Origin of the sequence: Xylophilus sp. GW821-FHT01B05 (genome assembly GCA_038961845.1) — a bacterium.
Classification (GTDB): domain Bacteria; phylum Pseudomonadota; class Gammaproteobacteria; order Burkholderiales; family Burkholderiaceae_C; genus Xylophilus.
The window spans coordinates 4,331,543-4,346,204 of sequence record CP152408.1; the positions used below are offsets into that span (position 1 = coordinate 4,331,543).

A 14,662-nucleotide genomic window follows, 5' to 3' on the forward strand; every position below is an offset into this window, starting at 1 on the left:
CATGACCGATCCCACTGCCCTCATGGACGCCATGGGCCCGCCGCCCTTTCGCTTCACGCCCTCGCGCGCGGGGCTGGAGTCGCCCGCCTTCTCGCCCATCTTCCGCACCCTGGCCACGCTCATCGTCGGCGGCTGCGCCGCCTGGGTGCTGCGCCTGTGGACACGCGGCACCATGGAAACCGGCAGCGGTTTGATATGGGTCGTCGCCGGCATGGCGATGATGTTCTGGACCTGGTGGCACATCCAGACCAGCCGCACCCAGCTCAACGCCGACGGCCTGCGCCAGCGCTGGATCTGGGACAAGGCCCTGCCGCTGCGCGAACTGGCCTTCTGCAAGCTGATCCGCGTGCCCGGCCTGGACTGGCTGGTGGCGCCGCGCCTTTATGCGCGCACGCTCACCGGCAAGTTCCAGGTGTTCTATGCGGCCTCGCCGGAGATGCTGGCTGAGTTTGCGCGACTGAAACGCGAGCTGGAGACCTTCCGGCGAGGCTGATACGCAGACGACGCCCAAACAAAAACCGCGCCGAGGCGCGGTTTTTTCATGGGGGTGGTGAAGGTCTCATCTGATTCCCTAGAAACCGTTCACCTTGAGCTTATCGAAGGGTTCCCCGGCTTCGACAAGCTCAGCCCGAACAGGCTCTTGGAATCAGAGCTGCACGCCTTGCATGTAGCTATCAAAACGGGCTTCCGCAAAACGCGCCCAGATCAACTGGTCCTTCTGGAACGCACGGTAATCGTCATAGATCTTCTTCCAGTCGGCGTTCTTCGCGTCCAGCTCCTTGTAGACCTCCATCGCGGCCTTGAAGGAGGCGTCGAGCACTGGCTTGGGGAAGGCAACGACCTTGGTCTTGGCGCCTACCAGTTGCTTCAGCGCGGTCGGGTTGCGCGCGTCGTACTTGGCCTGCATGTCGACGTGGGCGAAGGCGCTGGCGGTTTCCACTGCGGCCTTGTATTCGGGCGACAGCGCGTCGTAGGCCTTCTGGTTGACCAGCAGGTCGAGTTGCAGCGCGCCTTCCCACCAGCCGGGGTAGTAGTAGTACGGCGCGACCTTGTTGAAGCCAAGCTTCTGGTCGTCATAGGGGCCGATCCATTCGGCCGCGTCGATGGTGCCCTTCTCCAGCGCCTGGTAGATCTCGCCGCCGGGGATGTTCTGCGGCACGCCGCCCATGCGCTCGATCACACGGCCGGCAAAGCCGCCGATGCGGAACTTCAGGCCCTTGATGTCTTCCGGCGCCTTGATCTCCTTGCGGAACCAGCCACCCATCTGCGCGCCCGTGTTGCCGCAGGGGAAGTTGACGACGCTGTACTTGGCGTAGAACTCGCGCGTGAGCTTCAGGCCATTGCCCTCGAACATCCAGGCCGACAGTTGGCGCGAGTTCATGCCGAAGGGGATGGCCGCGCCAATGGCGAAGGCCTCGTTCTTGCCGAAGAAGTAGTAGCCCGCGGTGTGGCAGGCCTCGATCGAGCCCTGCTGCACGCCGTCGACCACGCCCAGTGCGGGCATCAATTCGCCCGCTGCATGCACGCTGATCTGGAACTTGCCGCCGGTCAGCTCGCCAACCTTCTTGGCGAAGACCTCGGCGCCACCGTAGATGGTGTCGAGCGGCTTGGGGAAGCTCGATGCCAGGCGCCAGCGCACCGATGCTGCTTGCGCGTGGGCTGCGGGCGCAGCGCCGGCGGCCAGAACGCCGGCGATGCCTGCGTGCTTGATGATGGAACGACGATCCATTGCTGAGACTCCGTTTTTGCTGAAGGGAAGAGACCCGGGCCGCCGCCAGCGACGCTCCTGTGCCACGGTCGCGGCCATTCTAGGAATGGGCTTTCCGTGCACCCTTGGGGGTTTTCCCGCGCGCTGGGCGCGGTGTTCAGCAATCTGCAAGCTTCAGCGCTCAGCGCGCCTGGTCGGCTCCAAAGCGCTGGGTGATCGATGCCGCTATGCCCACCGCATCCAGCCCCTGCAGGGCCAGCAGCTTGGCCGGGTCGCCGTGCTCGATGAACTGGTCGGGCAGGCCCAATTGCAGCAGCGGCAAGACCACGCCGGCGGCGTGCAGGGCCTCGGCCACGGCGCTGCCGGCGCCGCCCATGAGGCAGCCCTCTTCCACCGTCACCAGCGCCTTGTGCGTGCCGGCCACGCGCAGCAGCGTGGCGGTGTCCAGCGGCTTGGCCCAGCGCATGTTGACCACGGTGGCGTCGAGCTTCTCGGCCGCCTCCAGCGCCGGGTACAGCAGCGAGCCAAAGGCCAGGATGGCGATGCCGCTGGCGCCTTCGCGCCGCACTTCGGCCGCGCCAAAAGGCAGGGCATCGAGGCCCGGCAGCGGCGCCACGCCGGCACCCGCGCCACGCGGGTAGCGCACGGCCACCGGATGGTTCTGCTGGTAGGCGGTGGTGAGCAGTTGGCGGCACTCGCGCTCGTCGGCCGGGCAGGCGATGCTGATCTGCGGGATGCAGCGCAAAAAGGCGATGTCATAGGCGCCGGCATGCGTGGCGCCATCGGCGCCGACCAGGCCGGCGCGGTCCAGCGCAAACACCACGGGCAGGTTCTGCAGTGCCACGTCGTGGATCAACTGGTCGTAGCCGCGCTGCAGGAAGGTGGAGTAGATCGCCACCACCGGCTTCAGGCCTTCGCAGGCCAGGCCGGCGGCGAAGGTGACCGCGTGCTGTTCGGCAATGCCGACGTCGTAGTAGCGGCCGGGGAAGCGCTTTTCGAACTCCACCAGGCCCGAGCCCTCGCGCATGGCCGGCGTGATGCCGACCAGGCGCGTGTCCTGCTCGGCCGTGTCACACAGCCACTGGCCGAACACCTGGGTGAAGGTGGGCTTGGGCGCGGTGGCAGGCTTGACCAGGCCCACCGACGGGTCGAACTTGCCCGGCCCGTGGTAGGCCACCGGGTCGGCCTCGGCCAGCTTGTAGCCCTGGCCCTTCTTGGTGACCACGTGCAGGAACTGCGGGCCGTCGAGCTTCTTCAGGTTCTCCAGCGTGGGGATGAGCGAGTCCAGGTCATGGCCGTCGATCGGGCCCACGTAGTTGAAGCCGAACTGCTCGAACAACGTGGCCGGCACCACCATGCCCTTGGCATGCTGCTCGAAGCGGCGCGCCAGCTCAAACAGCGGCGGCACGGCCTTGAGCACGTTCTTGCCCATGTTCTTGGTGGCCGCGTAGAAGCGCCCGCTCATCAACTGCGCCAGGTAGCGGTTGAGCGCGCCCACCGGCGGGCTGATCGACATGTCGTTGTCGTTGAGCACCACCAGCAGCCGGCCGTCGAGCACGCCGGCGTTGTTGAGGGCCTCAAACGCCATGCCCGCGCTCATGGCGCCGTCGCCGATGATGGCCACCGCATGGCGGTCTTCGCCCTTTTGCTTGGCCGCCATGGCCATGCCCAGCGCGGCCGAGATGCTGGTGGACGAATGCGCGGTGCCGAAGGTGTCGTACTCGCTCTCGGCACGCTGCGGGAAGCCCGAGATGCCGCCCATCTGGCGCAGCGAGCCCATGCGCTCGCGCCGACCGGTCAGGATCTTGTGCGGATAGGTCTGGTGGCCCACGTCCCACACCAGGCGATCGTTCGGGGTGTTGAAGACGTAGTGCAGCGCGATGGTGAGCTCCACCGTGCCCAGGTTGGAGCTGAGGTGGCCACCTGTGCGCGCCACGCTCTCGATCACATAGGCCCGCAGCTCGTCGGCCAGGGGCTTGAGTTGCTCGCGCGACAGCCGGCGCAGGTCCGCCGGGCTGTCGATGGTCGGCAGCAAGGGCGCGCGTGCCGCGCCGTCGGGCAGCAGGTGGGCGGGAGAGTCAGCGTGGGACATGCAATTTCCTGCTATATTTTTAATAGCTATTAGCCCTTGCAGGGCCTGGGCTTTCTGGCATTTTCATGCATATTTTCGTCGAATCACTGGATGCGGGCGAAGACGCGCGGCGCACTGCCCAGGAGCCGCCCATCACGGCACGCTCCGCCGGCAGCGTACGCACCACAGAGGTACCAAAGGCCGCGGCGCAGGCCATGGCCGGGCCGCTGGATGTGTCCTCTGCAAGGGGGTTGGCGCAGACGCGCAGCGCGTAGCCTGGGGGTGTTTCATCTAACACGAGCGGTCGATCACCATGTGGGCCAAAGCGTCGAGCGCGGCGGTGCTGTGCAGGCCGCTGGCGGCCAGCGCATCCAGCGCCTCGTCGCGCAGCTCGCGCGCATAGGCACGCGAGCGCTCCAGGCCCAGCAGCGATACATAGGTGGGTTTGTCCTGGGCCGCGTCCTTGCCGGCGGTCTTGCCCAGCGTGGCCGAGTCGGCGGTGACGTCGAGGATGTCGTCCACCACCTGGAAGGCCAGGCCCAGCGCGGCGCCGTAGCGCTGCAAGGCAGACAACGCGGCGGCAGGCGCGGCGCCGCAGCTCGCGCCCATCATGACGCTGGCCTCCAGCAAGGCGCCGGTCTTGAGGCGGTGCATGCGGCGCAATTGGTCTTCGGTCAGCGCCAGGCCCACGCTGGCCAGGTCGATGGCCTGGCCGCCGGCCATGCCGGCATGGCCGGCGGCGCTGGCCAGGCGCCGGCACAGCGTGGCCTGCACCGAGGCCGGCACGGCCGCGCCCTCGGGCACCAGCAGCTCGAAGGCCAGGGCCTGCAGTGCATCGCCGGCCAGCAGCGCGTCGGCCTCGCCAAAGCGCACGTGCACCGTGGGCTTGCCGCGGCGCAGCACGTCGTTGTCCATGCAGGGCATGTCGTCATGCACCAGGGAATAGGCGTGGATCAGTTCCACCGCGCAGGCCGCGCGCAGGGCCGCGTCGTCCAGGCCGGCACGCAGGGATTCGCCGTCCGGGCCGGGAATGTCGGGGTCGAAGGGCGCGACCGCCTGGCGGCCGGCCAGCACCAGCAGCGGGCGCAGGCGCTTGCCGCCGTCAAGCACGGAATAGCGCATGGCTTCGCCAAGCGAGGCTGGCGCGTCGCGCGCCACCCAGCGGTCCAGGGCGGCCTCGACGCGGGCCAGGCCGCTGGCGCTCCAGGCCTGGAAGTCCACGTCAACGCCGGCCTCTATCACTGGCGCGCTCATGGCGATGTCCACGGCTTGAGCACGCCGTCGTCCAGCACCTTGATCTGGGCTTCCACCGCCTGCAGCCGGTCGCGGCAGAACTGCAGCAGGGCGGCGCCGCGCTGGTAGCCGGCCAGCAACTGGTCCAGGGGCAGCTGGCCCGCGTCCAGGCGGGCCACCAGTTGCTCAAGCTCTTCGAGCGCGGCTTCGTAGGTGGCCGGCAGAGTCGTATCGGGAGAGGATGCGGGCGCCTTTGGCATGGAGGGGGCGGGATGCGTTCCGTCGTGGGAAACCTTCCATTCTAGGGCGTGCCCATAATCGCACCCCCGTCGGCCAGGGCTTGGAAGGACGCCGAAGGGGGTGCCGGGTACAATCCAAGGTTCCTCCAATGGCCGGCGCCCAGCCGGCTTCGCTTTTTTTACCTCCTGGCGCCCTCGGCGCATCCCCCTGTTTCTCCCTGTGGGGAGTCTTTAGGTCAGGTCACCCATGTCTGATTTAAGTCTTCGACTGCAGCAGGCCGCAAGCCAACTACCAGTTTCCAGCTACTTCGACGAGGCGCTGTTCCGGCGCGAACGAGAGACGCTCTTCCAGCAAGGGCCCCGCTATGTGGGGCACCAGCTTTCCGTGCCTGAAAAAGGCGACTACTACGCGCTGCCACAAGAGGGCGAGGGCCGCGCTTTGGTGCGCACGGCCGATGGCGGCGTGGAGCTGGTCTCCAACGTCTGCCGGCACCGCCAGGCGGTGATGCTCAAGGGCAGCGGCTCGCTCAATGGCACGGCGCCCGGCCACGCCGGCGGCAACATCGTCTGCCCGCTGCACCGCTGGACCTATGACGCCCACGGCCAGTTGCTGGGCGCGCCGCACTTCGCCGAAGACCCCTGCCTGAACCTGCGCAACTACCCGCTGCAGGAGTGGAACGGCTTGCTGTTCGAGGCCCCGCCCGGCCAGCACCGCGACGTGGCGGCCGATCTGGCCCAGCTGGGCCCGCGCGCGGACCTGGACTTCAGCGGCTTTGTGCGCGACCGGGTCGAGCTGCACGAGTGCAACTACAACTGGAAGACCTTCATCGAGGTCTATCTGGAGGACTACCACGTCGGCCCGTTCCACCCGGGGCTGGGCCAGTTCGTGGCCTGCGAAGACCTGCGCTGGGAGTTTGGCCAGGAATACTCGGTGCAGACCGTGGGCGTGGCCAACCGCCTGGGCAAGGCCGGCAGCCCGGTCTACCAGCGCTGGCAAGAGCAGTTGCTGGCCTACCGCAACGGCGAGCCGCCACAGTACGGCGCGATCTGGCTGACCTACTACCCGCACATCATGGTCGAGTGGTATCCGCACGTGCTGACCGTCTCCACGCTGCACCCGATCAGCCCGACCAAGACGCTGAACATGGTGGAGTTCTTCTACCCAGAAGAAATCGCTGCCTTCGAGCGCGACTTTGTCGACGCCCAGCAGGCCGCCTATATGGAGACCTGCATAGAGGACGACGAGATCGCCGAGCGCATGGACGCCGGCCGCCACGCGCTGCTGCAGCGCGGCGACGACGAGCGCGGCCCCTACCAAAGCCCCATGGAAGACGGCATGCAGCACTTCCACGAGTGGTACCGCAGCGCCATGGGCCGCGACAAACTATCTTTTTGATAGCTAATATCCCAGTCCACACCTGGGTTTCAGCCACTTTTCATTCAAAAAACGTGAATTTCCGCAACATGCGCGCGGGCTGGATGCTGCTCGCCTCCTTCTTCTTCGCCACCATGGGCGTCTGCGTGAAGATGGCGTCCGAGCACTTCAACTCGGCCGAGCTGGTGTTCTATCGCGGGCTGATCGGCATGCTGCTGCTGTGGGGCATCGCGCATTCGCGCGGCATCCGCCTGGCCACGCGCTACCCGGGCATGCATGCCTGGCGCAGCCTGATCGGCGTGGTCTCGCTGGGCTCGTGGTTCTATGCCATCGCCCACCTGCCGCTGGCCACGGCCATGACGCTCAATTACATGAGCAGCGTCTGGATCGCCGCCTTCCTGATCGGCGGCACCCTGATCGCCTGGCGCCCCGGCAGCGGCAAGGACGGCCCGCCGCTGCAAGGGTTCCTGATCCTCACCGTGCTGGCTGGCTTTGCCGGTGTGGTGATGATGCTGCGCCCCACGCTGAACCCGGGCGAAATGTTCGCCGGCATGATCGGCTTGTTCTCCGGCCTGACCGCCGCCTTTGCCTACATGCAGGTGATGGCCTTGTCCAAGATGGGCGAGCCCGAGACGCGCACCGTCTTCTACTTTGCCGCCGGCTCGGCCGTGGCCGGCGGCATCGCCAGCGCCATCGAGGGCCTGTCGCCGCTGGTCTGGCCCGCCGCGCTGTGGCTGCCGCCGATTGGCCTGCTGGCCGCGCTGGGCCAGCTCTGCATGACCCGCGCCTATGCCACCGCCGGCTCGCAGCGTGGCACGCTGGTGGTGGCCAACCTGCAGTACTCGGGCATCGTGTTCGGGGCGGTCTACAGCATCCTGCTGTTTGGCGACCAGATCCCGCTGCTGGGCTGGGCCGGCATGGCATTGATCATTGCCAGCGGCATCGCGGCCACCGTGCTGCGCCAACGCGCCGCGCCCCAGACACCCGCAGAAGAGCACTAGTGTGTCGCGTCAAGCGTGAGGTGAAGGATGGGTGCGAAGGCATCGGCGTGCAGCGCAAGGCGCAGGCCGCCGCCCAGGCTTTACGCCTGGGCAAGGGCTGCAACGCAGCGATGCGCGGCGAGGGCAAGCGCACACCGGCAGATCATGCTTGACGCGACACTGGTGCCGCACGTGATCTGCTGCCGTGGTAGAAAACTGCCATGAGCACCACCTTCACCACCCTGATCTCTGTCGCTGAGCTGCAGGCGCTGCGCGCCTCTGGCCGCCGCGCCATGGTCTTCGACTGCAGCTTTGACCTGCAGCGGCCCGCGGCGGGCGAGCAGCAGTACCTTGAGCGCCACATCGCCGGCGCGGTCTATGCCAGCCTGGACCAGGCGCTGAGCGCGCCGCACGGGCTGCCCGGCGCGCACGGCACCATCGTTGCGCGCGAGGCAGACCGCCCCGCCTCGGGCGGCCGCCACCCGCTGCCCAGCCGCGAGAAGTTCGCCACCTGGCTGTCTTCTGTCGGCTTTGCCAACGACATGCAGGCCGTGGTCTACGACCGCAACGGCGCCAACTACTGCGGCCGCCTGTGGTGGATGCTCAAGTGGGCCGGCCACGATGCGGTGGCAGTGCTCGACGGCGGCCTGCAGGCCTGGGAGGCGGCAGGCGGTGCCACGCGCGGCAGCGCGCCCGACGCCACCGACCACGAGCCAGAACCCAGCCACTTCCAGTCGCTCTTCACGCTGCAGCCGCCGCTGCGCACGCTGGTCGTCACCGCCGGCGTGCAGGCCGGGCTGGGCAGCAATGCGCAGACTGTGATCGACGCCCGTGGCGCACCGCGCTTTCGCGGCGAGGTCGAGCCGCTGGACCCGGTGGCCGGCCACATCCCGGGCGCGCGCAACCGCCCCTTCACCGAGAACTTCGGTGCCGACGGCCGCTTCAAGCCGGCCGCGCAACTGCGGCAAGAGTTCGATGCGCTGCTGGGCAGCCGCACGCCAGAGAGCGTGGTGCACCAGTGCGGCAGCGGCGTCAGCGCCGTGCCCAACCTGCTGGCCATGGAACTGGCCGGCTACGCCCCGACCGCGCTCTATGCGGGCAGCTGGAGCGAGTGGTGCAGCGACCCGGCGCGGCCGGTAGAGACCGGCGCCGCACGGGACGATACGCGCTAGACACTTGCCGGAGTCCATGCGGCATGGGCTCCGGTACAAAGCGCCCGTTTTTTCAGCAAATATCCCCGATACGACACCAATGCTTAACGCCGTGTAAGGGAAATTCTGACAAGCCGCGTACAAAACCAGACAACGCGGATGACGCTTCCCCGACTTAATTTCCGATTGGGGCGCTTTCACAATCCATTTCATCGGATCGGACATGCAGCGACCTGCTTGCACACCCCGATCCCCTCGAAAGGATTGCACTATGAACACCGAGCAACTGCTGGCTGAGATCCGCGAAGCGAACCTCACCTACCTGATGCTGGCCCAGAACCTGATCCGTCAGGACAAGGCCGCCGCCGTGTTCCGACTCGGCATCAATGAGGAATCAGCCGAACTGCTGGCCTCGCTATCGTCTGCACAGGTCCTCAAGCTCTCCTCCGGCAACACCTTGCTGTGCCGCTTCCGCGTCGACGACGACATGGTCTGGAACCTGCTGACCAACCACAGCACGCCCAAGAAGGTCGGCAACGAAGCCACCAACCGCCTGCACGCCAACATCCTGATGGCCGGCCGCGTATCCGAAGTCCTTTAGACCACCCCCAGGCTTCGCGCACTGCGTGTCGCTTGCGCCAACCCCCTTCGAGGAGGCAACACCAGCGGCCCGGCAAAGCCGGTTCCGCGGTGTTCTTGAAAAAGACAGCGTCCTTCTCTCGGCCCTACCTTTGTTTCTTTCGCAGGATTTGCCATGACCGCAGCAGCACCCAAGAGCGTCCTCAACGAATCGCGCCAGATCGAGCGCGCCGCGATGCTCATACAGATGGGCGCACGCATGCAGGTGCTGGAGTCGGAAACCACGCTGTCGTATGAGCGGCTGATCCGCCTCTACAAGGAGATCGCCGGCAAGTCGCCCTCCAAGGGCCAGTTGCCCTTCTCCACCGACTGGTTCCTGACCTGGCAAGAGAACATCCATTCCTCGCTGTTCCTGAACATCCACGAGTACCTGTGCAAGGGCGCGGCGCTGGAGCCGGTGGATGCCCTGACCAAGGCCTATCGCCTCTATGGCGAGCAGGTGGCGGCGGCCGAGATCGAGCCCCTGCTGTCCTTCACCCGTGCCTGGCGCCTGCTGAAGTTCATCGATGCCAACATGCTGCAGACCACCGCCTGCTCGCAATGCGGCGGCCGCTTCGTCACCGAGCCCTACGAGAACGCCCGCCACTATGTCTGCGGCCTGTGCAACCCGCCGGCACGCGCCGGCAAGAGCAAGGCCGCCGGCGCGCTGATGCTGCACTGAGCCACGCGCGCGACTTGTCAGAATGGCAGGCATAGCGGCGCTCCGAGCCGCAGACGCCTGCCATGCCAAAAATCACCGACTCCCTCTATGCAGAACTGCGCCGGCGCATCATGTCCGGCGTCTACCCGCCTGGCTCGCGCCTGCGTGAAGAGCACATCGCCGAAGAAATGCAGGTCAGCCGCACGCCCGTGCGCGCGGCGCTGCAGCGCCTGATCGACGACGGCCTGCTGCAGGCCGCGGCCCGCGGCACGACCGTGGCGGGCTGGACGCAATGGGACGTGGCCGAGGTGTTCGAGCTGCGCTGCCTGCTCGAGCCGCATGCCGCAGGCCTGGCCGCAGAGCGCGCCACCCCCGAGCAGATCGAAGAGCTTGAGCGCCTGAACGACGAGATGCTGACGCACGTCAAGTCGCGGCGCAGTGACCGCGTGGAGCGCATACAGGCCGTGAACAATCGCTTTCACCACCTGCTGGTGGAGGCCGCGCACTCCGGCCGGCTCAAGGCCATGCTGCAGAACTTCATCGACACGCCGATCATGATCGGCTCGTTCTACTTCTACAGCGAAGAGGACATGCTCAACAGCCTGGAGCACCACCGCCAGGTCACGCAGGCCATCAAGCGCCGCAACCGCGCCTACGCCGAGCAGGCCATGGCCTATCACCTGAGCGTGTCCTTCATGCGCTTCGAGATGCAGCGTGTCAGCGCCACCGGCCCGGCCACGCCGGACAGCGCCGAAGACTGAGCCCACTCCGCGGCAGCAGCCGCCCCACCCGCCAATCAAAACATTAAAAATACATTTCACGGGTATTTACCGATGAATAGCGCGTAATTTCCGAATTCAATACAGATTCAACGCACAAATGTGTTTTTTCTGTATTTTATGAAGACAGCAATTCTTGGTGGCGGGGTGGTGGGCATCTGCTATGCGCAGGCCCTGGCGGGCAGCGGCCACGTGCTCGCGGGCATCTGCGACCCGCAGCCTTCGGCGGCCCTGCACGCCTTCGCGCAAGCGCATGGCCTGGCCATCCACCCGGCGCCCGGCCCCTGGCTGGCAGAGGCCGGGCTGGTGCTGAGCGCCGTCTTTGGCAGCGTGGCGCTGGACGTGGCGCGGGCCGCGCTGCCGCAGTTGCGCGCCGGCGCGCTCTACCTGGACATGACCACGGCCGACCCGGCCGACATGCGCCAGGCCGAGGCGCTGGCCCTGGCCGGCGGCCAGCGCTTTGCCGACGTGGCGATCACCGGTGCGGTGAACCTGAGCGGCGCACGCACGCCCCTGCTGTGCGCGGGCGACGGCGCCGCAGAGGCCAGCCGGCTGCTGGCCGCCTGCGGTGCGCCGGTGCGCGTGGTCGGCAGCCGCGCGGGCGACGCGGCGGCGCTCAAGCTGCTGCGCAGCATCTTCACCAAGGGCATGGAGGCACTCGCCGTGGAATGCCTGGTGACGGCAGAAAGCAAAGGCCTGCGCGAAGAGCTGCACACGGTGCTCTCGGACATCGACGAGGGCTGCCTGCGCGAGACCATGGAATCCATGGTGCGCACGCACATCACACACGCCGGGCGGCGCCTGAACGAAGTGCTTGAAGCCCAGCGCCAGATGCGCCTTGCCGGCATAGAGCCGGTGGTGCTGCCGGGCGTGCAGCAGCGCTTCGAGAAGACCGTGGCCATGCTGTCCGCGCATGCCTTTGGCGGCGGCGACACCGCTGCCGCGCTGGCCTGGCTGGCCGACCCCGCCACAGCCTGAGCCGGGCCGCGCACGCGGGCTTCCATTCCCCCTACGGGCCAGTCTGGTCCGCACCCCATTCCCACCAGAACACAACCAGGAGACCGCTATGAACCTCGCCCGACGACTGATCGTCATGACCTCCCTGCTGGCCGCCGCCGGCGCCGCGCTTGCGCAAGGCTATCCCGCGCGCCCGGTGAAGATCATCGTGCCCTTCCCGCCCGGTGGCGGCACCGACAACCTGACCCGCCTGATCGCCGCCAAGCTGACCGAGACGCTGAAGTGGACCGTGGTGGTCGACAACAAGCCAGGAGCCGGTGGCAACCTCGCGCTCGACAGCACGGCCAAGGCCCCGGCAGACGGCTACACCCTGGTCATGGCGCAGACCGACAACGTCGTGCTCAACCCCCTGCTCTACGGCAAGCTGTCCTACGACCCGGCCAAGGACCTGGTGCCCGTGGGCCTGGTGGCGCGCGGGCCTGCGGTGCTGGTGGTGCGCGCGGATTCGCCCTACAAGACGCTGGCGGACGTGGTCGCTGCGGCCAAGGCCAAACCGGGCCAGCTCACCTTTGCCTCGCCCGGCACGGGCACGGTGACGCACCTGGTGCTCGAGATGTGGCAGAAGAGCGCAGACATCCGCTTTACGCATGTGCCCTACCGTGGCATTGCCCAATCACTGCCCGACCTAATCGGCGGCCAGGTCGATATGTACATGGGCTCCATCCCCACGCTGCAAAGCCATATCCAGGGCGGCAAGGTACGCGCGCTGGCGGTGACCACGCCGCAGCGCTCGCCAGTGCTGCCCAACGTGCCGACCTACGCCGAGGCCGGTTTTAGTGGTGTCGAGCTGGCCAGCGTCTGGGGCCTGATGGCTCCGGCCGGCACGCCTCCGGACACGATCCAGCGGCTCAACACCGAGGTCAACAAGCTGCTGCTGATGCCCGAGGTGCGCGAGAAGATCATCGCCAGCGGCGCCGACGTGCTGGGCGGCTCGCCGCAGGACATGGCCCGGCTCTATGCCGCCGACAGCGCCCGGCTGGCACCCGTCATTCAAGGCTCGGGCATCAAGCTCGACTGAGAAATCCCCTCCACTTTCTGCACCCAGGTACTTCCCATGATCGGACTCCAGATCCTCAAACGGCGCCGAGCCGTCGACCTTGCGCTGGCACAGCGCTTTCTCGGCGTGCCGGTGGCCAACGTCAGCGACTGCATGTCGCGCATGACGGCCGGCGGCGCGCGCCTGCGCCCCATGCACGGCAGCGGCGCCATGGCCGGCCCGGCGCTCACCGTCAAGGCCCGCCCGGGCGACAACCTCATGATCCACAAGGCGCTGCAGTTGGCACAGCCCGGTGACGTGATCGTGGTCGATGCCGGCGGCGACCTCACCAACGCGCTGATCGGCGAGATCATGGTGGGCGACGCCACCCGACGTGGCCTGGGCGGCCTCGTCATCAACGGCGCCATCCGCGACGCGGCGGCCATCCGCAGCGGCAGCTTCCCGGTGTTCGCCGCCGGCGTGACGCACCGCGGCCCCTACAAGGACGGCCCGGGGGAAATCAACGTACCCATTGCCATCGACGGCATGGTCATAGCGCCAGGCGACCTGGTCATTGGCGACGACGACGGCCTGCTGTGCGTGCCCTATGACGACGTGCAATCGCTGCTGGCAGCCGCAGAGCACAAGCAAGTGGTGGAAGCCAGGATGATTGCCGACATCGCGAACGGCAGCTACGACGCGGCCTGGGTCGACGCCACGCTGGCGCGGCTCAACTGCCCGATCGAGAGTTAGTGCCGCGTCAAAAAAGGCTGCCCTGCCCCACCGCCCCCGGCGGCCGGAAAGCCGAGTGGTCGAGCTGTATGCGCTGGCGGTTGAAGCCCAGGCGCTTGGTGGCCTTCTCGAAGCGCTGGCGGATCAGATCGGCCCACAGGCCGCTGCCCTTCATGCGGGTGGCGAAGTCGGCGTCATAGTCCTTGCCGCCGCGCATCTCCTGGATGCGTGCCATGACGCGCTCGGCGCGGTCAGGGTAGTGCAGCTCCAGCCACTGGCGAAACAGCGGCGCCACCTCCCAGGGCAGGCGCACCACCGTGTAGAAGGCGCTGCGCGCGCCGGCCTCGAAGGTGGCGGCCAGCACCTGCTCCATGTCTTCGGTGATGAAGGGGATCTGCGGCCCCACGCTGACACCCACCGGGATGCCGGCCTCCGTCAGCGTGCGGATGGTGCGCAGCCGCCGGTGCGGCGCGGCGGCGCGCGGCTCAAGAATGCGGGCCAGCTTGGCGTCCAGCGTGGTGACGGTGACGTAGACGGCCGCGCGCTTCTCTGCCGCAGCGGCGGCCAGCAGGTCGATATCGGCCTCGACCGCGCTGGACTTGGTCACCAGGCCGAACGGGTGGCGCGCCTCGTGCAACACCTCTATGGCGGCGCGCGTCAGCCGCAGCTCGCGCTCCACCGGCTGGTAGCAGTCGGTGGCGGTGCCAATGGCGATGTGGCTGGGGCGGTAGGCGGGGCGGGAGATTTCGCGCCGCAGCACCTCGGCCAGGTTGCGCTTGGCGATGATCTTGGTCTCGAAATCCAGCCCCGGCGACAGGTTGAGGTAGCTGTGCGTGGGCCGCGCAAAGCAGTAGATGCAGCCATGCTCGCAGCCGCGATAGGGATTGAGCGAAGCGTCGAAGGGGATGTCGGGCGAGTCGTTGCGGCTGATGACGCTTTTCACGTCTTCGAAGCGCACTTCGGTGGCAGGCTGGGCCTGGCGCTGGTCAGCCAGCTCCTCCAGCGAACCCCAGCCATCGTCATAGGCGTCGCGAAGCTGTGACTCGAAGCGGTGCGCGATGCGTGTGGCGCTGCCACGGCCCTTGAGGGCTTGCAGGGGGATGAAGACCGGGTCCATGGCGC

The 14,662-nt window shown here is 67.4% G+C and carries 17 protein-coding genes; 12 read left to right on the plus strand and 5 right to left on the minus strand.

The features are described from left to right. Position 1: 1 nt before the first annotated feature. Entirely contained in the window at positions 2 to 493 is a 492-nt protein-coding gene (locus tag AAFF27_20175; protein ID XAH22316.1) for a hypothetical protein, read from the plus strand. A gap of 153 nt (positions 494 to 646) precedes the next feature. Here the strand turns inward: AAFF27_20175 and AAFF27_20180 are convergent, their stop codons facing one another. Both AAFF27_20180 and dxs read right to left on the minus strand, forming a co-directional pair. Then, positions 647 to 1,729 (minus strand): TRAP transporter substrate-binding protein, encoded by a 1,083-nt coding sequence (locus tag AAFF27_20180; protein XAH22317.1) that lies wholly within the window; start codon positions 1,727 to 1,729, stop codon positions 647 to 649. 160 nt (positions 1,730 to 1,889) lie between these two features. Continuing rightward, positions 1,890 to 3,800, minus strand: coding sequence for a 1-deoxy-D-xylulose-5-phosphate synthase (dxs, locus tag AAFF27_20185; GenBank protein ID XAH22318.1), 1,911 nt, complete (start codon positions 3,798 to 3,800; stop codon positions 1,890 to 1,892). Between the two features lie 65 nt (positions 3,801 to 3,865). On the opposite strand from dxs, the gene AAFF27_20190 reads away from it, so the two are divergent. Beyond that, on the plus strand, positions 3,866 to 4,054 hold the full coding sequence (locus AAFF27_20190; GenBank protein XAH22319.1) for a hypothetical protein: 189 nt from the start codon (positions 3,866 to 3,868) through the stop codon (positions 4,052 to 4,054). 16 nt (positions 4,055 to 4,070) lie between these two features. On the opposite strand, the gene AAFF27_20195 is transcribed toward AAFF27_20190, so the two are convergent. Together AAFF27_20195 and xseB are read right to left on the minus strand one after the other, a co-directional pair. Beyond that, positions 4,071 to 5,033, minus strand: a complete 963-nt coding sequence (locus AAFF27_20195) for a polyprenyl synthetase family protein (protein XAH22320.1) — start codon at positions 5,031 to 5,033, stop codon at positions 4,071 to 4,073. Next, entirely contained in the window at positions 5,030 to 5,272 is a 243-nt protein-coding gene (gene xseB / locus AAFF27_20200; protein XAH22321.1) for an exodeoxyribonuclease VII small subunit, read from the minus strand. Before xseB ends, AAFF27_20195 begins: the two co-directional genes overlap by 4 nt. Before the next feature lie 226 nt (positions 5,273 to 5,498). Between xseB and AAFF27_20205 the strand changes: the two genes are divergently transcribed. The 10 genes from AAFF27_20205 (at position 5,499) to AAFF27_20250 (ending at position 13,561) form a co-directional block, all read left to right on the plus strand. Next, complete coding sequence (locus AAFF27_20205; GenBank protein XAH22322.1) at positions 5,499 to 6,647, plus strand: aromatic ring-hydroxylating dioxygenase subunit alpha; 1,149 nt, start codon at positions 5,499 to 5,501, stop codon at positions 6,645 to 6,647. Between the two features lie 68 nt (positions 6,648 to 6,715). Beyond that, the gene (locus AAFF27_20210) at positions 6,716 to 7,627 is read left to right on the plus strand and encodes a DMT family transporter (protein ID XAH26275.1); all 912 of its coding nucleotides are present in this window, start codon (positions 6,716 to 6,718) and stop codon (positions 7,625 to 7,627) included. Between the two features lie 20 nt (positions 7,628 to 7,647). Beyond that, positions 7,648 to 7,779 (plus strand): hypothetical protein, encoded by a 132-nt coding sequence (locus AAFF27_20215; GenBank protein ID XAH22323.1) that lies wholly within the window; start codon positions 7,648 to 7,650, stop codon positions 7,777 to 7,779. Positions 7,780 to 7,827: 48 nt separating this feature from the next. Next, positions 7,828 to 8,778, plus strand: a complete 951-nt coding sequence (locus AAFF27_20220; GenBank protein ID XAH22324.1) for a sulfurtransferase — start codon at positions 7,828 to 7,830, stop codon at positions 8,776 to 8,778. Between the two features lie 250 nt (positions 8,779 to 9,028). After that, positions 9,029 to 9,358 (plus strand): flagellar transcriptional regulator FlhD, encoded by a 330-nt coding sequence (gene flhD, locus AAFF27_20225; GenBank protein ID XAH22325.1) that lies wholly within the window; start codon positions 9,029 to 9,031, stop codon positions 9,356 to 9,358. Between the two features lie 153 nt (positions 9,359 to 9,511). Further along, positions 9,512 to 10,057, plus strand: coding sequence for a flagellar transcriptional regulator FlhC (gene flhC, locus AAFF27_20230; GenBank protein XAH22326.1), 546 nt, complete (start codon positions 9,512 to 9,514; stop codon positions 10,055 to 10,057). A gap of 62 nt (positions 10,058 to 10,119) precedes the next feature. Next, entirely contained in the window at positions 10,120 to 10,797 is a 678-nt protein-coding gene (locus tag AAFF27_20235; protein ID XAH22327.1) for a GntR family transcriptional regulator, read from the plus strand. Positions 10,798 to 10,935: 138 nt separating this feature from the next. Further along, positions 10,936 to 11,793: a DUF1932 domain-containing protein gene (locus AAFF27_20240; GenBank protein XAH22328.1), complete on the plus strand. Its 858-nt coding sequence runs from the start codon at positions 10,936 to 10,938 to the stop codon at positions 11,791 to 11,793. A gap of 88 nt (positions 11,794 to 11,881) precedes the next feature. Continuing rightward, positions 11,882 to 12,850, plus strand: a complete 969-nt coding sequence (locus AAFF27_20245) for a tripartite tricarboxylate transporter substrate binding protein (protein XAH22329.1) — start codon at positions 11,882 to 11,884, stop codon at positions 12,848 to 12,850. A 36-nt stretch (positions 12,851 to 12,886) separates the two neighbouring features. Beyond that, complete coding sequence (locus tag AAFF27_20250) at positions 12,887 to 13,561, plus strand: RraA family protein (protein XAH22330.1); 675 nt, start codon at positions 12,887 to 12,889, stop codon at positions 13,559 to 13,561. A gap of 7 nt (positions 13,562 to 13,568) precedes the next feature. On the opposite strand, the gene AAFF27_20255 is transcribed toward AAFF27_20250, so the two are convergent. After that, positions 13,569 to 14,657 carry a PA0069 family radical SAM protein gene (locus tag AAFF27_20255; protein XAH22331.1) on the minus strand — a complete coding sequence of 363 codons (1,089 nt, stop codon included), beginning with the start codon at positions 14,655 to 14,657 and terminating at the stop codon, positions 13,569 to 13,571. Between the last annotated feature and the right edge of the window lie 5 nt (positions 14,658 to 14,662).

Coding starts and splice junctions, on each gene's coding strand:
- AAFF27_20240 (XAH22328.1), top strand. CDS start 10,936: ATGAAGACAGCAATTCTTGGTGGCGGGGTGGTGGGCATCTGCTATGCG.
- AAFF27_20190 (XAH22319.1), top strand. CDS start 3,866: ATGCATATTTTCGTCGAATCACTGGATGCGGGCGAAGACGCGCGGCGC.
- AAFF27_20250 (XAH22330.1), top strand. CDS start 12,887: ATGATCGGACTCCAGATCCTCAAACGGCGCCGAGCCGTCGACCTTGCG.
- AAFF27_20255 (XAH22331.1), bottom strand. CDS start 14,657: ATGGACCCGGTCTTCATCCCCCTGCAAGCCCTCAAGGGCCGTGGCAGC.
- AAFF27_20210 (XAH26275.1), top strand. CDS start 6,716: ATGCGCGCGGGCTGGATGCTGCTCGCCTCCTTCTTCTTCGCCACCATG.
- dxs (XAH22318.1), bottom strand. CDS start 3,800: ATGTCCCACGCTGACTCTCCCGCCCACCTGCTGCCCGACGGCGCGGCA.
- xseB (XAH22321.1), bottom strand. CDS start 5,272: ATGCCAAAGGCGCCCGCATCCTCTCCCGATACGACTCTGCCGGCCACC.
- AAFF27_20205 (XAH22322.1), top strand. CDS start 5,499: ATGTCTGATTTAAGTCTTCGACTGCAGCAGGCCGCAAGCCAACTACCA.
- AAFF27_20175 (XAH22316.1), top strand. CDS start 2: ATGACCGATCCCACTGCCCTCATGGACGCCATGGGCCCGCCGCCCTTT.
- flhD (XAH22325.1), top strand. CDS start 9,029: ATGAACACCGAGCAACTGCTGGCTGAGATCCGCGAAGCGAACCTCACC.
- AAFF27_20245 (XAH22329.1), top strand. CDS start 11,882: ATGAACCTCGCCCGACGACTGATCGTCATGACCTCCCTGCTGGCCGCC.
- AAFF27_20180 (XAH22317.1), bottom strand. CDS start 1,729: ATGGATCGTCGTTCCATCATCAAGCACGCAGGCATCGCCGGCGTTCTG.
- AAFF27_20220 (XAH22324.1), top strand. CDS start 7,828: ATGAGCACCACCTTCACCACCCTGATCTCTGTCGCTGAGCTGCAGGCG.
- AAFF27_20195 (XAH22320.1), bottom strand. CDS start 5,033: ATGAGCGCGCCAGTGATAGAGGCCGGCGTTGACGTGGACTTCCAGGCC.
- flhC (XAH22326.1), top strand. CDS start 9,512: ATGACCGCAGCAGCACCCAAGAGCGTCCTCAACGAATCGCGCCAGATC.
- AAFF27_20235 (XAH22327.1), top strand. CDS start 10,120: ATGCCAAAAATCACCGACTCCCTCTATGCAGAACTGCGCCGGCGCATC.